General features: G+C 48.7%; 12 protein-coding genes. 9 read left to right on the forward strand and 3 right to left on the reverse strand.

From position 1 onward, the window contains the following. The first annotated feature begins 63 nt into the window (after positions 1-63). The 6 genes from BC792_RS05840 to bglX all read left to right on the forward strand — a co-directional run bounded on the left by BC792_RS05840 (position 64) and on the right by bglX (position 13,534). Positions 64-2,916 carry a helix-turn-helix and ligand-binding sensor domain-containing protein gene (locus tag BC792_RS05840; RefSeq protein WP_148908047.1) on the forward strand — a complete coding sequence of 951 codons (2,853 nt, stop codon included), beginning with the start codon at positions 64-66 and terminating at the stop codon, positions 2,914-2,916. Between the two features lie 278 nt (positions 2,917-3,194). After that, the gene (locus tag BC792_RS05845) at positions 3,195-6,203 is read left to right on the forward strand and encodes a SusC/RagA family TonB-linked outer membrane protein (RefSeq protein ID WP_148908048.1); all 3,009 of its coding nucleotides are present in this window, start codon (positions 3,195-3,197) and stop codon (positions 6,201-6,203) included. 16 nt (positions 6,204-6,219) lie between these two features. After that, positions 6,220-7,719 carry a RagB/SusD family nutrient uptake outer membrane protein gene (locus tag BC792_RS05850; protein WP_148908049.1) on the forward strand — a complete coding sequence of 500 codons (1,500 nt, stop codon included), beginning with the start codon at positions 6,220-6,222 and terminating at the stop codon, positions 7,717-7,719. A 283-nt stretch (positions 7,720-8,002) separates the two neighbouring features. After that, entirely contained in the window at positions 8,003-9,361 is a 1,359-nt protein-coding gene (locus tag BC792_RS05855) for a glucoamylase family protein (RefSeq protein ID WP_148908050.1), read from the forward strand. A 3-nt stretch (positions 9,362-9,364) separates the two neighbouring features. After that, positions 9,365-11,110 (forward strand): family 43 glycosylhydrolase, encoded by a 1,746-nt coding sequence (locus BC792_RS05860; RefSeq protein WP_148908051.1) that lies wholly within the window; start codon positions 9,365-9,367, stop codon positions 11,108-11,110. A gap of 144 nt (positions 11,111-11,254) precedes the next feature. Continuing rightward, positions 11,255-13,534, forward strand: coding sequence for a beta-glucosidase BglX (bglX, locus tag BC792_RS05865; RefSeq protein ID WP_148908052.1), 2,280 nt, complete (start codon positions 11,255-11,257; stop codon positions 13,532-13,534). A gap of 137 nt (positions 13,535-13,671) precedes the next feature. Here bglX and BC792_RS05870 read toward each other — a convergent pair whose 3' ends face one another. Then, on the reverse strand, positions 13,672-14,502 hold the full coding sequence (locus BC792_RS05870; protein WP_148908053.1) for an aldo/keto reductase: 831 nt from the start codon (positions 14,500-14,502) through the stop codon (positions 13,672-13,674). A 142-nt stretch (positions 14,503-14,644) separates the two neighbouring features. Between BC792_RS05870 and BC792_RS05875 the strand changes: the two genes are divergently transcribed. Beyond that, a complete protein-coding gene (locus tag BC792_RS05875; protein ID WP_148908054.1) occupies positions 14,645-17,347 on the forward strand; it encodes a DNA gyrase/topoisomerase IV subunit A in 2,703 nt (900 codons plus the stop codon). A 63-nt stretch (positions 17,348-17,410) separates the two neighbouring features. Here the strand turns inward: BC792_RS05875 and msrA are convergent, their stop codons facing one another. Further along, complete coding sequence (msrA, locus tag BC792_RS05880) at positions 17,411-17,926, reverse strand: peptide-methionine (S)-S-oxide reductase MsrA (protein ID WP_148908055.1); 516 nt, start codon at positions 17,924-17,926, stop codon at positions 17,411-17,413. A 98-nt stretch (positions 17,927-18,024) separates the two neighbouring features. After that, complete coding sequence (locus BC792_RS05885) at positions 18,025-19,038, reverse strand: glycosylasparaginase (RefSeq protein WP_148908056.1); 1,014 nt, start codon at positions 19,036-19,038, stop codon at positions 18,025-18,027. Between the two features lie 279 nt (positions 19,039-19,317). Between BC792_RS05885 and BC792_RS05890 the strand changes: the two genes are divergently transcribed. Then, positions 19,318-20,538 carry a C40 family peptidase gene (locus BC792_RS05890; protein WP_148908057.1) on the forward strand — a complete coding sequence of 407 codons (1,221 nt, stop codon included), beginning with the start codon at positions 19,318-19,320 and terminating at the stop codon, positions 20,536-20,538. Between the two features lie 12 nt (positions 20,539-20,550). Continuing rightward, positions 20,551-21,609 carry a dipeptide epimerase gene (locus tag BC792_RS05895; RefSeq protein WP_148908058.1) on the forward strand — a complete coding sequence of 353 codons (1,059 nt, stop codon included), beginning with the start codon at positions 20,551-20,553 and terminating at the stop codon, positions 21,607-21,609. The last annotated feature ends 58 nt before the right edge of the window (positions 21,610-21,667 follow it).

Raw genomic sequence — 21,667 nt, forward strand, 5'->3', positions numbered from 1 at the left:
CAAATAACATTTTGTTTAAAACGGCGTGAGTTTGTAACTTGCGCTTTGCTATATTTTGTGTCTATGGTCCAATTCGTCTCTCTGTTGCTTCTCCTCGTTCTGTTTGGCTTACAATCCGGTGCCCAATCCGTCCCTTCGATCGGAAATCCCTTTGTGCAAAACTTTACAAAGTCGCAATATAAGGCGGGCAACCAAAACTGGAGCATTGCACAGGGACGGGACGGGATTATTTATGCAGCGAATAACAACGGACTTGTCGCCTACGACGGCGCCTACTGGGCATTATACCACTTGGACAATAAGAACTTTGCCAGAAGTGTCGCTGTCGCCCCTGACGGTAAAATATACGTTGGCGGCAAAGAAGAGTTTGGCTATTACGAACAAACAGGCACCGGCCTTCGATACCGCAAACTCTCCCACCTTGTAGATCCTGATATACTCGAAAACGATGAGATCTGGAAAATTCTTTTCGTCAGCGACGGCATCATGTTTCAATCTTTTTCCAAGTATTACCTATATAAAAGCGGAAAAATAGAAGTACACTATGGAAACGGCGAACCTTTTCTTTTTGCACATCAGGTAGCCGATAAGTTCTGGATTGAAAAAATACCATCCGGACTTCATCACTGGTCTGCAAACAAGTTCACCCCCTTATTATCTAAGCTTACAAATGTTCTTGCTATGCTGCCCCTTCGTCAGGATACCTATCTGATTGGTACGGCTAAGGACGGTCTCTTTATGCTAAAACAAAATGGGGAAGCCGCTCCGTGGAATCCAGACAAACTTATAAACAAACTGCTTAAGGAATCTCAATTAAACAATGGCGTAAAGTTGAACGACAGCACATTTGCTTTCGGCACAATAAAAAAAGGCATTTTCATCATAAACGACAAGGGAAATATTTTACACCATATTCATAAACGGAACGGACTTCAGAACAATACCGTTCTGAGTATGGCTCTCGATCGTCAGGGCAACATCTGGGCGGGTCTGGACAACGGGATCGACCGTATCGAGATCAACTCTCCCTTTTACTATTATAAAGATATCTTTGGCGAAATAGGTACGGTTTACGCCATCAAAGTATTCCAAAATAAAATCTATCTAGGTACGAATCAAGGCCTATTTTACAGCGATTGGACGGGTAGTGACGACACATCTTCTAGCTTCAACTTCACATTCGTCCCGAATTCCCAGGGACAGGTCTGGGCGCTCGATGTGTTCAACGGGCAACTCATATGTGGGCACAACGATGGCACATTCCTCGTGGAAGGCGCTACATTAAGCCGTATATCGCCCTGGACAGGCGGCTGGGCGAACATACAGGTCCCCGGAATGCCATCGCTGTTCCTCCAGGGGAACTACACCGGCCTGGCGCTCTTCTCGGACAACGGCCGGTGGGGATTAAAACACAAATTCCCCACCCCTAAGGCTGCCGTTATTGCTTTGTTTCCTAAAGACACCCGCTCGTTCTGGACAGTGCTCAACAACCGCATGGAGATTATTGAATTTTCGCCCGACTTCCTATCATTACGTGTTAGCAAATCGTTCTCCTTTAATAAAGACCTACCCAATGTACAGTACGTTACCCCGGTGGCTGTACAAGGCAATACACTGTTCGCGACAGACAAAGGCATCTTTATCTACGATAACGTACTATCTAAATTCAAACCCTACGAAGATTTCAACAAAGCATTGGGCTCGTACGCCCGTTCGAAGCGCATCAAGCATTTAGGTAATGCAGCCTATCTTTTTTCAAATCAAGGACATTTCGCGTTGGTAAATTTTGACCAAAATCAGGTGAACGTCGATTCTGCCATCTTTAACAACCTGGAAGACATGGTAATGAAGAATTACGAGGTAGTGGAACCAGCAGGCCGGCACCTTCTTTTCGGACTCGACAACGGCATCGCCATTTTCGATCGCAACGCTAAGGGCAACACTCGGATAGCGGCGCCGTTAATCCTTGGCTTCCAGGACATTTCGGCACCGTCGGACTCTTCCCGTTATATCGACTTCAAACAGGCATTATCCAACAAGCAGAACAATATCCGCATACTCTTTTCCTCGCCTTGGTACCTGACGTCCGCCATAAAGTACCAATACATGCTGGAAGGCTATCTAGACGAATGGTCGAAATCTTCTGAGACACCTTATATCGATTATACCAATCTGAGCCCAGGGACCTACACGTTCAAAGTTAGAGCTATCAGCGCTACGGGTGCTGTTTCGGAGATTACAGAACAGCGGTTTACCATCAACCCGCCCTGGTATCTGCAATGGCCCGCCATCATTTTTTATATCATGTTGTTAGGTGTAGGCGTGGTGCAGGCCCGGAAGCTGGTTATTGAAAAAATCAAACGCGACAAACTCGCTTTGCGGCAAAAGTTACATCGCCGCCAGGAGGAACTTTTAAGAAAAGAAGCGGAGCAAAATGAGAAAAAGCTTATCGAAGTCAGAAATGCACAGCTGACACAGGAGCTGGAACTGAAAAACCGTGAACTTGCCAACGCGGCCGCCAATATTGTGTATAAAAACGAGCTCTTAAACAACCTGCACGAGGAGCTCCTCAACCTAAAAGATAAAAACGGAAATAAGCTGTCCACCGACCAGCTGCAGAAGGTAAACAAGCTTATGGATAATGCCCGAAGCGACGAACGGGACTGGGATCTATTCGAAAAGAGTTTCAATGAATCGCACGAAAACTTTTTCAAAAAATTAAAAGCCGATTATCCTACGCTCTCGCCAAACGATCTCAAGCTTTGCGCATACCTTCGTTTAAATATGTCGAGCAAAGATATTGCATCCCTACTCAATATTACCACGAGAGGCGTCGAGATCCGCCGCTACCGGCTCCGGAAAAAATTCGGCCTACCCACCGAAAAAAACCTCACCGAGTTTCTTTTGGAGCGATAAAAACACTACATCATCACCACTACATCATCATAGTGTATAAAAAACACTATGACAACTATTTTGAGCAAACCCAAAATACCAATATAACACTGATTATCAACATCTTTAAAAAGACCAATGTCCCTCGTTGTAGCAGCCAAAAAGCCATGAAGTAGCAATGTGAAATCAAATTATTTCCTCCCGAAACGAATACATCACATCTTTGTTCTAATTATAAACACTGTGTTAGGTTAACCAGTTATTATTTTCAGAACTATAACTAAACAAAAAGCAACTCTATGAGGAAGTTATTTACGCTCTTATTGTTTTTAGCCTCTATCCTCTCCTATGGATTGGCCCAGGTTAAAACCGTCACCGGTACGGTAAAGGACAGCCAGTCGCTGTTTGTCTTACCCGGCGTGACCGTGTCAGCATCGAGCGGGCAGAATGTGCAAACGGACGCCGCCGGCCGTTTTTCTATTGAGGCTGCCCCAACCGACAGTCTGACGTTTAGATTTATCGGGTACGCACCACAGACATCGATCGTCGGCGACCAGACAAACCTCGACATATTCCTAGTCAACGAAGATCAGGCGCTGGAGGAAGTCGTGGTTATCGGCTATGGTACAGCGCGAAAGAGAGATCTTACAGGATCCATAACAAGCATTAAAGGAGACGAGGTGGCCGATAAACCCAACTCAAACCCTTTGGCCTCGCTGCAAGGTAAGGTCGCCGGTCTGCAGATAGTAAACTCCGGAAGACCTGGCGCCGAGCCCGACATTCGGATCAGGGGAACAAATTCCATCAACGGGGCCAAGCCGCTATATGTCATCGACGGGATTCTAAACGATAACATGAACTTCGTCAACCCTGCCGACATCGAATCTATGGAAATTCTGAAGGATCCATCCTCATTGGCCATATTCGGTGTACGCGGTGCAAATGGCGTAATCGTCGTGACAACAAAATCGGCCAAAGCGGGACAGGTCAACTTCAACTTCAATACATCGGTCGGATTCAAATCCGTGCAGGACAGAATGAGCATGACTAATGCCGAACAGTTCAGAACGCTTTACAGCGAGCAACGCGTCAATGAAGGCATAGACCCCTATGATTTTACCAACTGGAACGCGAACACCGATTGGCAGCGTGAAATTTTCCAAACGGGAATAATAAACTTCAATAATCTAAGTGTCAGCGCCGCCAACGAGAAAAACAAGCTTTACCTCGGTTTGGGCTATATGCTCGACGAAGGGGTCGTAAAGAACGAAAAGTTAGACAAAATCACGTTGACACTGAACGACCAGCTAAGTATCACAGACAACTTCCGCATCGGCGTGAACCTTACCGGCTATCGGTCGAATATACCCCGCAACGACGATTTCTATAATCCGATTATCGCCAGTGCCGTACGCGCCGCTCCGATCGCTCCCGTTTTTAACGAAGAATATGGCCTGTATCACACGCTACCTGACTTCCAGCGCGCACAGATCCGAAATCCATTGGTTAGCGTGATGAATCTAAGCGACAAGTCGCTCCAGCAGGAATACAGGACAACCGGGAGCCTGTACGGGGAGATCGACTTTCTGAAGAACTTCACATTCCGCGCAAGTATCTTGTACGATTATGGTTTCAATAAAGGAAGGACATATTCGCCACTGATCAACGTATATAACCCCGAGATAGCTGGCGCCGATAAAACGGACAGACTCACAATGATCACCTCGGTGGATCAGTATCAAAACACCTACTCGAAGATACAATCCGACTGGTTATTGACCTATAAAAACTCTTTTGGCGATCACAACGTCACAGCAACGGCGGGTTGGACATCCTATTTCCGGGGATATGAATTTACAACCGGTAGTGGAACCCAGGGTAGCGGCGATCCTATACCAGACGACCCTAGGTTTTGGTACGTCAATATGACGTCGCAGCCTACCCGAAGGAGTACTGGCGCTGCCGAAGAATTTGCAACGCTATCCTTCCTCTCACGTGTTTTGTATAACTATAAGGAAAAATATCTGATCAATGCCTCATTTAGACGGGATGGAACATCAGCCTTCTACAGATTTGGCAAAGGATGGAATAATTTTGCTACAATCGGAGCAGCCTGGGTACTGACAAACGAAGACTTCATGAAAGAACAGACTGTCTTTAACAATCTGAAGCTTAAAGGATCATGGGGACAGTTAGGCGTACAGAACACAGGGTCTGACTATTATCCGCTATACCCATTGCTGGAGCCCGATAACTCCGCCGTTTTTGGGAACATTATCTTCCCTGCCTACACTCCTGAATATATCGTCGACCCGAACCTTAGCTGGGAAAAAGTTAACGCATGGGAAGCCGGATTGGAGATGGCGACGCTTAACAATAGACTTAGCCTGGAGGGCGTTTACTACAGTAAGCACACCCACGATATTATTGTGCGCGAGCCCGGCCTGCTAGGCAGCAAACCTGGACTTACAAACGCCGGCGAGATCAAAAACTCGGGAATCGAACTTTCGGCAACCTGGAGACAGCCCATCAGCGACAACCTATCCTACTCAATCTCGGGGAATATCACGACGATAAGGAACAAAGTGTTATCATTGGTGAACGAAGGGTACGAAATCACCGACGGGATTTCCAGAACAACCCTGGGACACCCGATTGGTTACTTCTATGGTTATGTTTCCGACGGAATTTATCAGACAGAAGAAGAAATAAGTGCCTCACCAACAAACACACTTCATACCGTACTCCCCGGTGACATCAAATACAGGGACATCAACGGCGACGGCCGCATTGACCAAAATGACAGAACATTGATAGGAAATCCTACACCCGACTTCACATATGGGTTTAGCGTCGGGCTGAATTATAAAGGTTTTGATTTTGGCGCCGACTTTATGGGCGTACACGGTAACGAGATCTTCCGCGATTGGAATCGGGGAGCGTTTGCTCAATTCAACTATCAAACGGAAAGGATGGACCGCTGGAACGGAGCCGGAACATCCAACTGGGAACCTATACTACACAGCGGAAGAGCGAACAACCGGCTGGTTTCCAGCTATTGGATTGAAGACGGCAGCTTCTTCCGCCTCAGAAACCTCCAGGTTGGCTATCGATTTAATCCGGAGATGCTACAGAATATTAAACTGAAATCTTTGCGCGTGTACCTGAACGCCCAAAACCTATTTACGGCGACAAAAGCGACAGGATTTACACCGGAAATAGGCGGCACGGCAACATCGTTCGGAGTAGATAAGGGTACCTACCCGCTCCCCGCAGTCTATACATTCGGTATTAATCTTGATTTCTAAACATACTCGACACACAATGAAAAATAGAAATATATCCAAAATAAACCGGTTCCTCTTGATTGGCGCACTGGCCATCGGAACGTTGGGAAGTTGTAAAAAAGACTTTTTAGACAGGCTTCCTCAGGGCCGGATGACAGAAGACGACCTTACGGCAGGAGCACTTGAATCGAAGGTGTTTGGATTGTACTCCGGCCTGCGTAATGAAGCCATCAGCGGCTTACCTTATATAGCTGTTCATAACATCAGGGCAGACGACGCCGACAAGGGAAGCCTTCCATCCGATGGTGCCGATGCGGAAGCAATATTCGACAACTTTCAATACTCAACGGATTTCTGGCTTATCAACTCGTACTGGTCGGGACATTATACATTCATCAATCTGGCCAACATAGTCATTGACGATGGCGAAGCGATCGAAGCGCCCGACGACGCTACCATGGTCAACATTGCAGAAGCAAAGTTTTTCCGTGCTTTCGCCTACTTCAATCTGGTACGGGCCTTCGGCGAAGTACCCTTAATCACCAATAAAATCGTCGAGACCACCGACGCCGTGAAACCCAAGTCTACCATAGACGAAATCTACGCACTAATAGATAAGGACCTGGAAGAGGCTGCAGCCATACTTCCGGCAGAAAAAGACTGGGGCGGCACCTACCCCGGCCGAATAACAAAAGGAGCGGCAAACGCGTTGCAGGCCAAGACGTTCGCCGCGAGAAAACGCTGGTCCAGCATGCTGGCCGCAGCGGAATCGGTGATCAACTCCGGACAGTATGATCTCAGTGTGCCCTTCAATGAGATATTCCGCGAAAACCGGGAAAACAGCAAAGAGTCTGTTTTTGAGATTCAGGCATTTTACGAGCAGGGAACAACAAACCTCGGGCTCACCTATGCAAGCAGGCAGGGCGTCAGAGGATCAGGCGAATGGGATCTTGGTTGGGGATGGAACGTGCCCAATGAAATCCTCGCCGGCGCATTTGAGGAGGGCGACCCCCGTAAGGACGCAACCCTGTTGTATACGGGAAGGATTAATGCCCCGTATAACGAAACGCTCCCCAGCGGCTTACCTCGCCCATACTGGAACAAAAAAGTGTATACCGACCCGGCAATCCGCCGCTCAACAGGTAGCCGGCAAGGGGAATGGTTTAACTTTAGGGTGATCCGGTATGCGGATGTCGTGCTGTTAGCTGCTGAAGCGGCCAATGAGCTAGGCCAGACAGAAAAGGCACTGAACTATCTGGAACTTGTACGGAGCCGCGCGAGGGGCACTGCCGACGTTCTTCCGAGGGTAACAACGACAGCGCAGGCTGCGATCAGAAACGCTATACGCCACGAACGTCAGGTAGAGCTGGGCATGGAGAATGAGCGCTTCTTTGACCTGGTTCGCTGGGAAATAGACGTCCAAACCCTACACGCCGCGGGCAAGACAGGATACCAGATCCGGAACCGATATCTTCCGATTCCTCAAACTGAAATTGATAAATCTGGAGGTGTACTTATCCAGAATCCTGACTACTAAGTCATAACAATATGTACTGCCGACGGTATAATATGCACGTAAGACAGTATAACAGTCGTTGTACGGACGTTCATGCTGATGGAGCCCCTCGTCACGGGCTCCATCCTTTCACGCAGAACTGTAATCTAATTTTATCCTACAGTGGAGCGCACCCTTGTCCGGGCAGCATCCCGGGGCGCCCACACCTTTATGGGAAGTTCTATGCCGACAATCAACATAATTAACAATAAGCTTACAACCATTAATGATGAGTAACCACCACCTTAAAGGAAAAAGGAAGAACATGAGACTTTTTTTAACATACATGGCCCTTGGCCTATATGCCTTTAGTTGCACATCCCCGTCGGGGGATTCGACGCAGGCCATAAATCAGCGGACCGAACAGTCCGACGACTCTCTGCTGTCCCTGGTGCAGAAACAAACGTTTCAATATTTCTGGGAGGGAGCAGAACCAAACTCAGGACTTGCACGGGAGCGTATTCACCTTGACGGCGACTATCCGGAGAACGACAAAAATGTCGTGACTATCGGAGGAAGCGGTTTTGGGCTCATGGCCATACTGGTTGGTATACACAACGAGTATATCAGCACGGAGGCCGGCCGCAATCACATAGAACGGTCGCTAACCTTTCTCGACAGTATACAACGCTTCCAAGGAGCCTGGTCGCACTGGTACTTTGGCGATACCGGAAAGCCGAAGGCATTCAGCAAGAACGACGATGGCGGCGATATTGTAGAAACAGCGTTTATGGCGCAGGCGCTAATCTGTATCCGGGAGTTTTATAAAGACGGCAGCGAGGCCGACAAGAAGGTGGCCGAAATGGCGGACAAACTATGGAAAGGAATCAACTGGGATTTCTACCGCAATGGCAAAGATGTACTCTACTGGCATTGGAGCCCGAACCACGGCTGGGGCATGAACCACGCCATACAGGGGTTCGACGAGTGTATGATCGCTTACATACTGGCGGCCTCCTCTCCTACGCACCCCATTCCGGCATCAACCTACCACGAAGGATGGGCACGCGGCGGTGCGATCCGCTCTACAGCAGAGAAATACGGTATTCCAACGATCGTTAAACATAACGCAAAGGAAGGCGAAGTTGGACCGCTCTTCTGGGCACATTATTCATTTCTTGGCTTAAACCCCAAGGGACTATCCGATCAATATGCCAACTACGAAGACGTGGTAACAAACCACACGAAAATCAATATCGCTTATGCTGAACAGAACCCAAAGCAGTTCAAAGGCTATGGCGCCGACAAAGGCTGGGGATGGACGGCTAGCTACTCCACCAACGGCTACAATGCCCACCATCCAGATAATGACCCGACCGGTGTTATCTCTCCTACCGCCGCCCTGTCTTCGATGCCTTACACTCCAAAGGAGAGCCTTGCCTTCATGCGTTATTTAACAGACAGCATTGGAGAAAAAGTTTGGGGCCGGTATGGTTTTTACGACGCCTATAGCGAATCCGAAAACTGGTTTCCCCAACGTTACCTCGCCATCGATCAAGGACCTATTGTCGTTATGATACAAAACTATAAAGACGCCTTTATCTGGAATCTGTTTATGCAGGCCCCCGACGTACAGGCGGGCTTACGAAAGTTAGGTTTTCAGAGCACATATTTAAAAAATTAAACCATGCGTTCGATCTTCATATTGATAGGAACCATTTTAGCCGCGGCCGCCTGGGGGCAGGCCAACCATACGCCTCAAACATACTGCAACCCGATCAACCTGGATTACGGCTACACCCCTATACCCAATTTCTCCGAGTGGGGGCGCCACCGTGCAACAGCAGATCCTGTCATCGTGAACTACAACAACGATTACTATCTGTTCAGCACAAACCAGTGGGGATATTGGTGGAGCCCGGACATGAGCAACTGGACATTTAAACCCCGCAAATTCCTACGCCCCTGGAATGGCGATGTATACGATGAACTATGTGCTCCGGCCGTGGGCGTCGTCGGCGACACAATGCTTGTGTTCGGAAGCACGTATACGGATAACTTTACCATCTGGATGAGCACCAACCCGAAGGATAACGAATGGAAACCGCTCGTCGACAGCTTCGAAATCGGCGGATGGGACCCCGATTTCTTTACGGATAGCGATGGGCGCTTTTACATGTACAATGGTAGTAGCAATCGCTATCCTCTATACGGCATCGAATTAGACAGAAAAACCATGAAGCCCAAAGGAACGCGTAAGGAACTGCTTTATTTGGAGGACTGGCGCTACGGATGGCAACGTTTTGGCGAATACATGGACAACACCTTCCTGGATCCTTTTCTGGAGGGTGCACACATGACCAAGCACAACGGCAAATACTATTTCCAGTTCGCTGCACCGGGAACAGAGTTCAGCGGCTATGCGGACGGCGTCGCCGTTGGAGAGTCTCCTTTGGGACCTTTTGTCAAACAATCGGATCCCCTAAGCTATAAGCCGGGCGGCTTTGCGCGCGGCGCAGGCCACGGGTCGACCTTTCTGGACAAACATGGACACTACTGGCACGTCTCGACCATCGTACTGGGCGTAAAAAACAACTTCGAGCGGCGGCTCGGTATATGGCCGACATACTTTGATCAAGATGATATTATGTACAGTAATACCGCGTTCGGCGACTATCCACATTATCTGCCTGATCATAGCAAAGCCGGCCAGTTTACAGGATGGATGCTCCTTAACTACAAGAAGCCCGTTTCAGCATCCTCTACCTTCGGCGCTTATACGGCCAACCACGCCGTCGACGAAAGTATGAAGACCTACTGGAGCGCCTCTTCGGGCAAAAAGGGCGAGTGGATCAGTACCGATCTCGGCGACATTTCGACCGTATACGCCCTACAAATCAACTACGCTGATCAGGATGTAGACAGCAGCTTTCTGGGAAAGATGAAAGACATCTACCATCAATATAAGATACTGGCTTCTTTAGATGGAAAAAAATGGCAGACCATCGTCGATAAAAGCGGAAATAAAACTGACGTACCACACGACTACATCGAGCTTGGCGAGCCCGTAAAGGCACGCTATATTAAACTGGAGAATGTACACGTGCCTTCCGGCAAATTCGCTATCAGCGGGCTACGCATTTTCGGCAAGGGAGCGAAGACACCTCCCCCGGCCGTAAATCAATTCATAGTCATGCGCACCGAGAAAGACAAACGCAGTGCCTGGATCAAGTGGACCCCAGTAAGCGAGGCTTATGCCTACAATATCTATACCGGACTGGCGCCCGACAAGCTCTACAACTGTATCATGGTACACGATGCAAACGAATACTACTATAAAGCCATGGACAGCCAAAAGCCCTATTACTTTACTATAGAGGCTATCAACGAAAATGGTGTGTCCGAACGTTTTCCCGTAGTTAAAGTGGATTAAAAACAACAGCTTGATTCTTTTTAAGATACAGCCAGCTTGCCATAAACGATAATATACGCAAGTTCCACCGCCATTAAAGAACAAACCGAGCATAAAGAGCTCGTCTGTACAAATGAATTTAAATACTTATAGATAAATATTCGGATGAAAAAAATAGCGATATGGATGCTCAGCTTTGCAGCGACGTGCAGCTGGAGCGTCAAAGCCCAGACCGATCCAAAAATGGAAACATTCATTTCAGGATTGATGAGCAAGATGACGGTGGAAGAGAAAATCGGCCAGTTAAATCTGGTCACGGGCGGAGAAGCGGTCACCGGATCGGTGGTGTCGACAGGCGTCGAGACGAAAATAAAAGCGGGGCAGATCGGAGGTATCTTCAGCATGTCCTCTCCTTCTAAAATCCGCGCAGCACAAGAGCTGGCAGTGAAACATTCGCGGCTCGGGATCCCTATCATCTTTGGGATGGATGTGATACACGGCTATAAGACCATGTTTCCTATCCCGCTAGGCCTCGCGGCCACGTGGGACATGGACCTTATCCGCGAGACCGCACGCATCGCCGCTGTAGAGGCTACAGCAGACGGTTTAAACTGGACTTTTTCGCCGATGGTGGACATCTCGAGGGACCCACGTTGGGGACGCATCTCTGAAGGAAGCGGCGAAGACACCTACCTCAGTGCGCGCATCGCCGCCGAAATGGTCAAAGGCTACCAAGGCAGTAACCTTGCAGCCAACAACACGCTTATGGCCTGTGTTAAACACTTTGCGCTATACGGAGCCGCCGAATCAGGACGCGACTATAACACGACCGACATGAGCTTACACCGCATGTACAATGAGTACCTGCCTCCTTACAAGGCCGCCATCGACGCGGGAGCATGGACCGTCATGGCTTCATTCAACGATATCAACGGCGTACCCGCCACTGCCAACAAATGGCTATTGACCGACGTACTGCGCAAGCAATGGGGCTTCAATGGAATGGTGGTAACGGACTACACCGGCATCAATGAACTTGTCGATCATGGATTAGGCGACCTGCAAACCGTTTCTGCCCTCGCCTTGAAGGCAGGCATACATATGGATATGGTCGGCGAAGGATTCTTAACAACCTTGAAAAAATCGCTCGATGAAGGTAAGGTGTCTATAGAAGAGATAGACGAAGCGTGCCGCCTTGTCTTGAAAGCTAAATATAAATTAGGCTTGTTCGACGATCCATACCGCTACTGCGACGAGGAACGGGCGAAAGGCAACATTCTCACACCTGCCCACCTGGCAAAGGCCCGCGAAACGGCTGCCAAATCGTTTGTCCTATTGAAAAACGACAAGCAGACACTTCCGCTGAAGAAGAACGGCACGGTGGCCTTGATCGGTCCGCTCGCTAATACAGGTCCCAATATGCCCGGCACCTGGAGCGTCAGCGCCGACCTGGAAAACACCCCCAGCTTACTGGAAGGCATGCGCGCCGTGCTCGGCGGCCAGGTAGACATCGTACACCACCTGGGGGCCAACCTGATGTCCGACCCTCACTATCAAGAGCGGGCTACCATGTTTGGCCGCACGATCCCCCGCGATGAACGCCCCGAAGAGCAAATTATTGCAGAAGCACTAGAAGTGGCAAAATCAGCAGACGTCATTGTCGCCGCGTTGGGAGAATCGTCTGAGATGAGCGGCGAAAGTTCCAGCCGCACCGACCTTGGCATACCTGATACACAACGGCGTCTTCTCGAAGCACTGTTACAAACCGGCAAGCCCGTAGTTTTAGTGTTATTTACCGGCCGCCCGTTGACACTCACCTGGGAACACGAACATGTACCGGCTATACTCAACGTCTGGTTTGGAGGAACAGAGACAGGAAAAGCTGTTGCCGATGTGCTGTTTGGCGATGTGAATCCGTCAGGAAAACTTCCCGCAACCTTTCCGCAAAACGTCGGACAGATCCCGCTCTATTATAGCGCAAAAAACACGGGACGTCCGCTCGCAGAAGGTGCGTGGTTTCAAAAGTTCCGGTCCAACTACCTCGACGTAAACAACCAACCCTTGTACCCATTCGGTTATGGACTGAGCTATAGCACATTCGAATACAGTGATATCCGATTAGACAAAAACAGCATCACAGCAGACGAAAAAATCTTAGCAACAGTGACAGTTAAAAATACGGGCAATTACGATGGCGAGGAAGTCGTTCAGTTGTATTTGCGCGACAGCTATGCGTCCGTTACCCGTCCCGTAAAAGAGCTGAAGGCGTTTCAAAAGATCTTCCTAAAAAAAGGAGAGAGCCGGGATGTTAGTTTCGAGATCGGCATCGACGACTTGAAATTCTATAACAACGAGTTACAGTGGGAAGCCGAGCCGGGCGACTTCGTCGTCTTTATCGGAACAAACTCCCGAGATTTAAAAGAAGCAAAATTTACACTACGCTAGGCATTTGGGTTGGTTAGTTGAAGCCGCTCTCCGCTATTGGAGGCGGCTTCTTTGTAAGCTATAAAGCTGTCGGGATCTGCTATCATAAAGCTGTAGAGGCCTAAATCTGCATATATCTACGTCGCTAAGCTCTTCCGCTAAAAGCCGATCTCGTCGGGGTTTAATCCTGAAAATCCGCTGATAGCCATATTTTTTATAGCGTTTACATCTTCATCAGCAATGACGAATCGGTCAAAGTGAAGGTTACTTTCTATATTTTTTGGATTTGTGGACTTAGGCAACACGACAAGTCCCTGCTGCAGCAGAAACTGTATACATAATGTGGCTACCGAGACCCCATATTTGACCGCTAAGGCAACCAGTGTCTCATCCTGAAGAAGACGTCCCGACCCGATGGGGCTCCATGCTTCCACCACCATCTCATTCTCCCTGCAGTACTCCACTGTCTCGGTCTGGAGATAACCTGGGTGTATTTCCAGCTGATTGACCATTGGCTTCACCGAAGCAACCTCCAGGATAGCGGCAACGTGATGTTTCAGGAAGTTGCTTAAGCCGATCGCTCTAACCTTGCCCGCCGCATACAACTCCTCCAACGCCCTCCATGTGTCTGCATTCTCCTGTGGGGCATTCTCCCGCTTCGCGTTGGCGGGCCAATGTATGAGATAAAGGTCCAAGTATTCCGTCTGTAAGCGTTCCAGCGACGCTTCGAAAGCCTTCAGCGTATTGTCATATCCTCTGTCGCTGTTCCATACCTTAGACGTAATAAAGAGAGACGAACGATCTATCCCGCTAGCTTTGATTGCGTTGCCTATTTCCCTTTCATTTCCATATACAGCAGCCGTATCAATGTGCTTATAACCAACCTTTAAAGCTGTTCCTGTCACCTCCTCAATGCGTTCCGTGAGCTGCCATGTACCAAATCCAATGGCCGGAATTTCAACACCGTTATACAATTTTATCATTTCCATATTGTTGTTGTTTCTGTGCTTAAAATTAGCAGAATTCCGGCCAAAAGACCAATGGCACGCTAAAAAATTCGCGATTTTTCTTATTTTTACCTGCTTTCAAAGCAACTATTACTGTATCATTACAAAAGCTATTATATCGTAAATGAGCGAAGAAACAAATTTCCCCGCTGAGAACCAAGATGCCGACAAAGTGGAGCAGGATCATGAGCTGAATAGTACAATCCCTCTTTCGGGACTTTACGAAAATTGGTTTCTTGATTATGCTTCCTATGTTATTCTTGACCGGGCCGTGCCCCATATCAACGACGGCTTCAAACCCGTGCAACGCCGTATACTCCACTCACTGAAGGAGATGGACGACGGACGATATAACAAAGCCGCCAACGTCATTGGAAACACCATGAAGTACCACCCACATGGTGATGCCTCCATTGGCGACGCCATGGTGCAGCTTGGCCAAAAGGACTTACTCATCGACTGCCAGGGAAACTGGGGCGACCCTATCACCGGCGACTCCGCTGCTGCCCCCCGTTACATCGAAGGCCGGCTATCCAAATTCGCAAACGAAGTCGTATTCAACCCTGATACGACCGAATGGCAACTGAGCTACGATGGCCGTAATAAGGAGCCCGTGACCTTACCGGTCAAATTCCCCTTATTACTGGCACAAGGTGCCGAAGGTATTGCTGTAGGATTGGCCACCAAGATCATGCCGCATAACTTTATCGAGCTGATCGACGGATCCATACAGGTGCTAAAAGGCGAACGGCCTAATATCGTGCCCGACTTCCCGACAGGTGGGTTAGCTGATGTCTCCAACTACAACGAAGGACGCCGGGGGGGCAAGATCCGGGTTAGAGCAAAAATTGAAGAAAGAGACAAAAAAACACTGGCAATTACAGAGATACCCTACGGAACCACTACCGGAGGTTTAATAGAAAGCGTGGTTGCAGCCAACGATAAAGGTAAGATCAAGATTAAAAAAATCGAGGACAACACAGCAGAGAAGGTAGAGATTATCGTACACCTGGCTCCGGGAATATCGCCTGACGTCACGATCGATGCCCTATACGCATTCACTGCCTGTGAGACGTCCATCTCGCCAAACACCTGTGTCATCATCGATAACAAACCACACTTTATGAGTGTGAATGATGTGTTGATTGAAAACACCAAGCAGACCAAAGCGCTTCTCAAAAAAGAACTGGAAATCAAACTTCACGAGCTACAGGAAAAGATTTTCTTTAGTTCGCTCCTGAAAATTTTCATACAGGAAGGCATGTATAAGCATCCTGACTACGAAAACGCCGGCGATTTCGAAACGGTTGTCGTGGTGCTCAATCGACTATTTGAACCTTTCTTTCCGCAGTTCTACCGGGAGATTCTCCCCGAAGACTACAAACGGCTTATCGACAAACCGATGAGCAGCATTACACGTTTTGACGTCGCGAAAGCGGATGAACAGATGAAATCCCTGGAAGAAGATATCAAACAGGTCCGCAAACACCTGAAAAACCTAACAGAGTATGCCATCGACTGGTTTGAGCACCTCCGCAGCAAATATAGCAAAGGGAGGGAGCGGAAAACAGAAATCCGCGTGTTCGACAAGGTAGAAGCTACGCAGGTCGCACTTGCCAACGCTAAGCTATACGTGAATCGGGCGGAAGGATTTATAGGCACAGGAATGCGTAAGGACGAATTCGTGTCCGAATGCTCGGACATTGATGATATCATTGTGTTTCGCGCGGACGGCAAATATGCTGTTGTCAAGGTACAGGAAAAGGTGTTTGTCGGAAAAGATATCATCCATGTTGCCGTCTTTAAAAAGGGCGATGAACGTACCATCTATAACGCCATTTACAGCGACGGTACCACGGGAACAAGCTACATCAAGCGTTTTGCCGTCACCGCGGTGACACGGGACAAGGAATACGACATCACCAAAGGTACAAAAGGTTCGAAAGTGCTTTACTTCACGGCTAATCCCAACGGAGAAGCCGAAGTTGTCAATATACAGCTAAAACCCCATTCCAAGCTGCGTAAGCTAACTTTTGATCAGGACTTCGCGGAAATCGCGATCAAAGGACGAGCATCGCAAGGAAATATTGTCTCCAAATATCCGATTAAAAAGATAACATTTAAAAACGCAGGTGTATCGACGCTGGCAGGACGGAAGATATGGTTTGACGATGTGCTCAGACGACTAAATGCAGATGAACGAGGCCGCTATCTGGGCGAATTTGATGGTGATGACAAGATCCTGCTTGTCTTCCCCGACGGCTCCTATGAGTTTTCTAGCTTCGACCTGAGCAACCATTTCGACGCAAACATCCTCCGCATGGAGAAATACGACCCTAAACACGTCTATACGGCAATACACCAAGATGGCAAGTCGGGGACGTACTACGTCAAGCGGTTCGTCTTCGAAGATCAACCAATAGGCAAGCGGGTATCCTTTATTAACGATAGCCCCGGCTCGAAACTCATACTATTAACGAATGGACAGGAACCGGTGGTCCGTATCGATCTGTTAAAAGGAAAAACGCAAACGCCCGAAACCATTGACCAGCCGTTGAACGAAATCATCGATGTCAAAGGACTGAAAGCACAGGGAAACAGACTGTCTTTCCACACCGTAAAACAGGTCAGTTTACTGACGGCGGAAGTGGACTTAGCCGAAAAAGTCCGGCCCGCAGAAAGTGCGCCGGAAGAAAAAGAAGCTGCGGACACCGTCCACACCCCTTCCCAAGATGCCGACAACGGACAGACCGACGAGGTCCGGCTGGAGATAACCAATCCCGACGACATCAACCTGGACGACTCGGGACAGACGACCCTTTTCTAAACACACAAAAAGCGCGGACCTCCAAAAGATCCGCGCTTTATATTTCACTGCCCGACTGAGGCGCTATCCCTGATATTCCTTTAGAAACTTCTGCAATTTAGGCGCAATCACAGCCGCACAGAATGGATTCCCCGGATTCTGGTTAAAGTAGTCGTGATGATAATCCTCAGCCTCCCAGAAGGTGACGGCAGGCTCCACCGTGGTCACAATAGGATCAGCAAACACCTGTTCGTCCTCAAGATGCTGGATAAATTTCTCGGTCGCCTCACGCTGCGCCTCGTTGTGATAAAATACCACCGAACGGTATTGTGTTCCAATATCATTCCCCTGTCGGTTTAACGTGGTTGGATCGTGCGTCTTAAAGAAGACCTTCAACAGCTCCTCAAAACTGACCTCATGCTCATCAAAGTCAAGCTGAACCACCTCGACATGGTCCGTATCACCATTACAAACTTCCTTATACGTCGGGTTATCCGTCTTACCGCCCATATATCCCGGCAAGACCGTATTCACGCCTTTGGTATTTTGGAATATCACTTCCGTGCACCAAAAGCAGCCACCTCCAAATGTTGCTTTCATTTTACAAGTTCAAATGTTATACATCAAAGTTAGAAAATAATCGAGAAGAAATGGCTCTTCCGAGCGCTTATGACGTTTAGCCGACACCGCTCTTCTCCTTAGCCGAAAATATGTTTTCCTTTAACAATCAGGTCTTGTTTGTCCTTGTTGCATACAGCATAAGTAAAACCCGACTGCAAGGCGTAAGAACCATACTCGCCTTTTTTATTTAATGCCAGAAATCCCACCTGTATTTCTTTAGCCGTTGCGGGCTTCTTTTTCACAATCCGCTCAACAGCTTCCTTGCAGGCTGCCTCCGGAGGATAACCTTGACGCATGAGTTCCACGACCAGAAAACTTCCTACCGTGCGGATAACTTCCTCGCCAACGCCGGTGGAAGTCGCTCCGCCAACTTCATTGTCCACGTATAATCCTGCACCGATGATCGGGCTATCTCCTACCCGTCCCCGCATCTTAAAAGCCATCCCACTTGTGGTGCACGCTCCCGACAGGTTGCCATGGGCGTCCAGCGCCAACATCCCGATCGTGTCGTGATTATATTGGTTTCCCGGCAGACGCTCCGTATTAAAAGATTTGTTCTCGATATTAATGATCGGTTTGTATTGCTTTTCCTTCAGCCACTCTTTCCAAGCTTTCTCCGAGGACGGAATAAGCAGATTTTCCCGCACGAAACCGTTATCCAAAGCGAACTGTAGTGCCCCTTCTCCGACGAGCATGACATGCGGAGTCTTTTCCATTACTAAACGGGCTACAGAAATGGCATGTGTCACATGTTCTAAAGCGGCGACAGCCCCACAATTGCCAAGCTCGTCCATGATACAGGCATCTAGGGTAACATGTCCGTCCCTGTCGGGATATCCCCCCTTTCCTACTGTAGGATTAGACAGATCCGCCTCGGCAACCTTAACACCTCTTTCAACCGCATCTAAGGCACGTCCTTTATTTTTCAGCACTTCCCAGGCAGCCTGATTGGCGGCGACTCCAAAATCCCATGTAGAAATTACCACTGGCTTCCCGGCCGCCTGAGCGTTTCCGGCAAATACGTCGCCAGCGACACCCGCAGCAACCGCCCCAACTAAAGACTGCTTTATAAATTGTCGTCTTGAACTCATGTATGATAAAATATGTTGTCTGGGTACAATAATACAAAATATACGCGCATTTTGATAAGTACAACATCAAAACACCGCTCGCAGGCTTATTGGTGTCCGCGGATCTGGCTCGCTGCGATTATACCGGCTTTATTGCGAGCCACTGAACACCCATGCCCCGTCCATGGTGTAACATTTCTGCTGATTAGTACGAAAGACAAACAAAAACAAGAAAAAAAACGCATATTTACGTTCCTAAATGATCTTTTTTGACTTATATTCGCAGCAAAGCCATAAGACATGATAAATCTACTCCATAAAACCGCATTTATTGCCCTCTTAGCAACACAAAGCTATGTGGTGCACGCACAGGTAGACTCCACGACGTACTTTCAGGTGCAAAAAGTACTGGCTGAAACGCGCGCTGACCATGCGCCCGATAAACGGACGGCAATTCTCGAATTGGCCGATGCGAATGTCACCGCAAACGAATACACCATCATAACAAGCGAGGCCGGTATCAAGGAGATACTACGGTCAGCACTAGCAGGCTTCAAAGGCAGCTATATCATACACACCCTGCCCGACACTTCCGTGGGCGCGAAACAATGGGGGGTGGTCAACCTCTCCGTTGCGAACCTACGGACAAAACCCGCCCACTCCGCCGAAATGGCAACACAGCTTCTTATGGGCGCCGTTGTGGACATCCTTCAGAAGGACGGCGGAGACTTCCTGGTTAGGACACCCGAAGGGTATATCGCCTGGGTGCCGACATCATCCATCGTTCCAATGTCAGAAGCATCGCTTTCAAAATGGAAACAGAAACGCATCATCTATACCGACGAGTTTGGGAAGTCGTATTCACAGCCCGATCTAAAAAGTGTGCGCGTGTCCGACCTCGTTTACGGTAATGTGCTTTCCCTGGTTGGCGAGGACCGCGACTTTTATAAAGTATCATACCCCGATCAACGGACAGCCTATATCCCTAAAAAGGAGGCCACCATGTTCGACGACTGGCTGCAATCAAGGCAGCTTACTCCTGAAAACGTGCTCGCCAGTGCGAAATCTATGCTCGGGCTTCCTTACTTATGGGGTGGTACGTCAGTCAAAGGAGTCGACTGCAGCGGATTCACAAAGACATCCTATTTCATGAATGGTTACGTCATTCCGCGCGATGCTTCCCAGCAGGTTCTACACGGTGAGCCTGTCGATATCCTCGACGCTGCAGGGAACTTCGATCCTGATAAAGCATTGAAAAACCTGAAACCCGCCGATCTATTGTTTTTCGCTGGAGGAAAACAAAAACAGGCGAATCCAAGGGTTACGCACGTAGCACTTTATATGGGGAATGGCACCTTTATCCACGCAGCAGGAACCGTCCGCATCAACAGCATGTTGAAGGGCGCAGAAAATTATGACGACTTTCAGACCAGGACTGTCGTCGCCGCACGCCGCTATATTGGCAGCAACGACCCGGCGATTCAGAAGGTAGAAGAAAACCCCTATTACAAAAATAACTAACAAAAGGAACACATGCGAACAATCGACGGATCTTCAAAAAGCATGGGAAAGTTCACCTTACGTTTTCGCCCATATACGCTGCAAATGCGCCATGTCTTTACGGTAGCGTCGTTCAGCAGGACGACAACCCCCGTTGTGCTGACGGAGCTGGAGTACGACGGCGTTATAGGCTATGGCGAGGCAAGCATGCCGCCCTATCTCGGAGAAACGCAGGAAAGTGTCATCTCCTTTCTGGATAGAATAGATCTTTCCCCCTTTTCCTCGCCGTTTCAGACAGAAGAGATCCTGACCTATGTTGATGCCATAGCAGAGAAGAACACCGCAGCAAAGGCAGCGATTGATATTGCTTTACATGACCTGCTTGGCAAGCTGATGGGGCAGCCTTTTTATAAGATCTGGGGCCTAAATCCTTCGTTGATTCCTCCCACCTCTTACACCATCGGAATTGATACCAAGGAGATGATCCGGCAGAAGGTAGCGGAAGCCCAGGAATACAGGATCCTTAAGGTGAAACTGGGACTGGATACAGACAAAATGATCATCGACACCATCCGGTCTGTTACGGATGTACCGTTATGTGCCGACGTTAACCAAGGTTGGAAGGACAAGGAGGAAGCGCTGGAAATGGCTCATTGGCTTGCAGAACGTGACGTCGTTTTTTTGGAGCAGCCCATGCCTAAGGAGCAGATAGATGACATGGCTTGGCTTACGGAGCGTTCGCCCATCCCAACCATAGCCGACGAAGGCTGTCAGCGCTTACGCGATATTGTAGGATTGAAAGACGTCTACACCGGCATAAACATCAAGCTTATGAAATGCACCGGTATGCGCGAAGCTAAAAAAATGGCTGAAGTCGCCCGTGCGCTTGATATGAAAGTGATGTTGGGCTGTATGACCGAAACCTCCTGCGCGATCTCCGCCGCGGCGCAGCTGGCCCCACTGGTAGATTGGGCCGACTTAGATGGTGCGCTCCTAATCGGCAACGATATCTTTGATGGCATGCGTGTATCGGACGGCATATGCCATCTTCCGGACCGCCCAGGGATAGGCGTCGTTAAACATATTTCATAAAAAAAGGCGGCCTTCCGGCTGCTTTTTTTTATGAATCATTCAGCACACAACCTATATT

The sequence above is a fragment of the Sphingobacterium allocomposti genome (genome assembly GCF_008124885.1).
GTDB classification, from domain to species: Bacteria; Bacteroidota; Bacteroidia; order Sphingobacteriales; family Sphingobacteriaceae; genus Sphingobacterium; species Sphingobacterium allocomposti.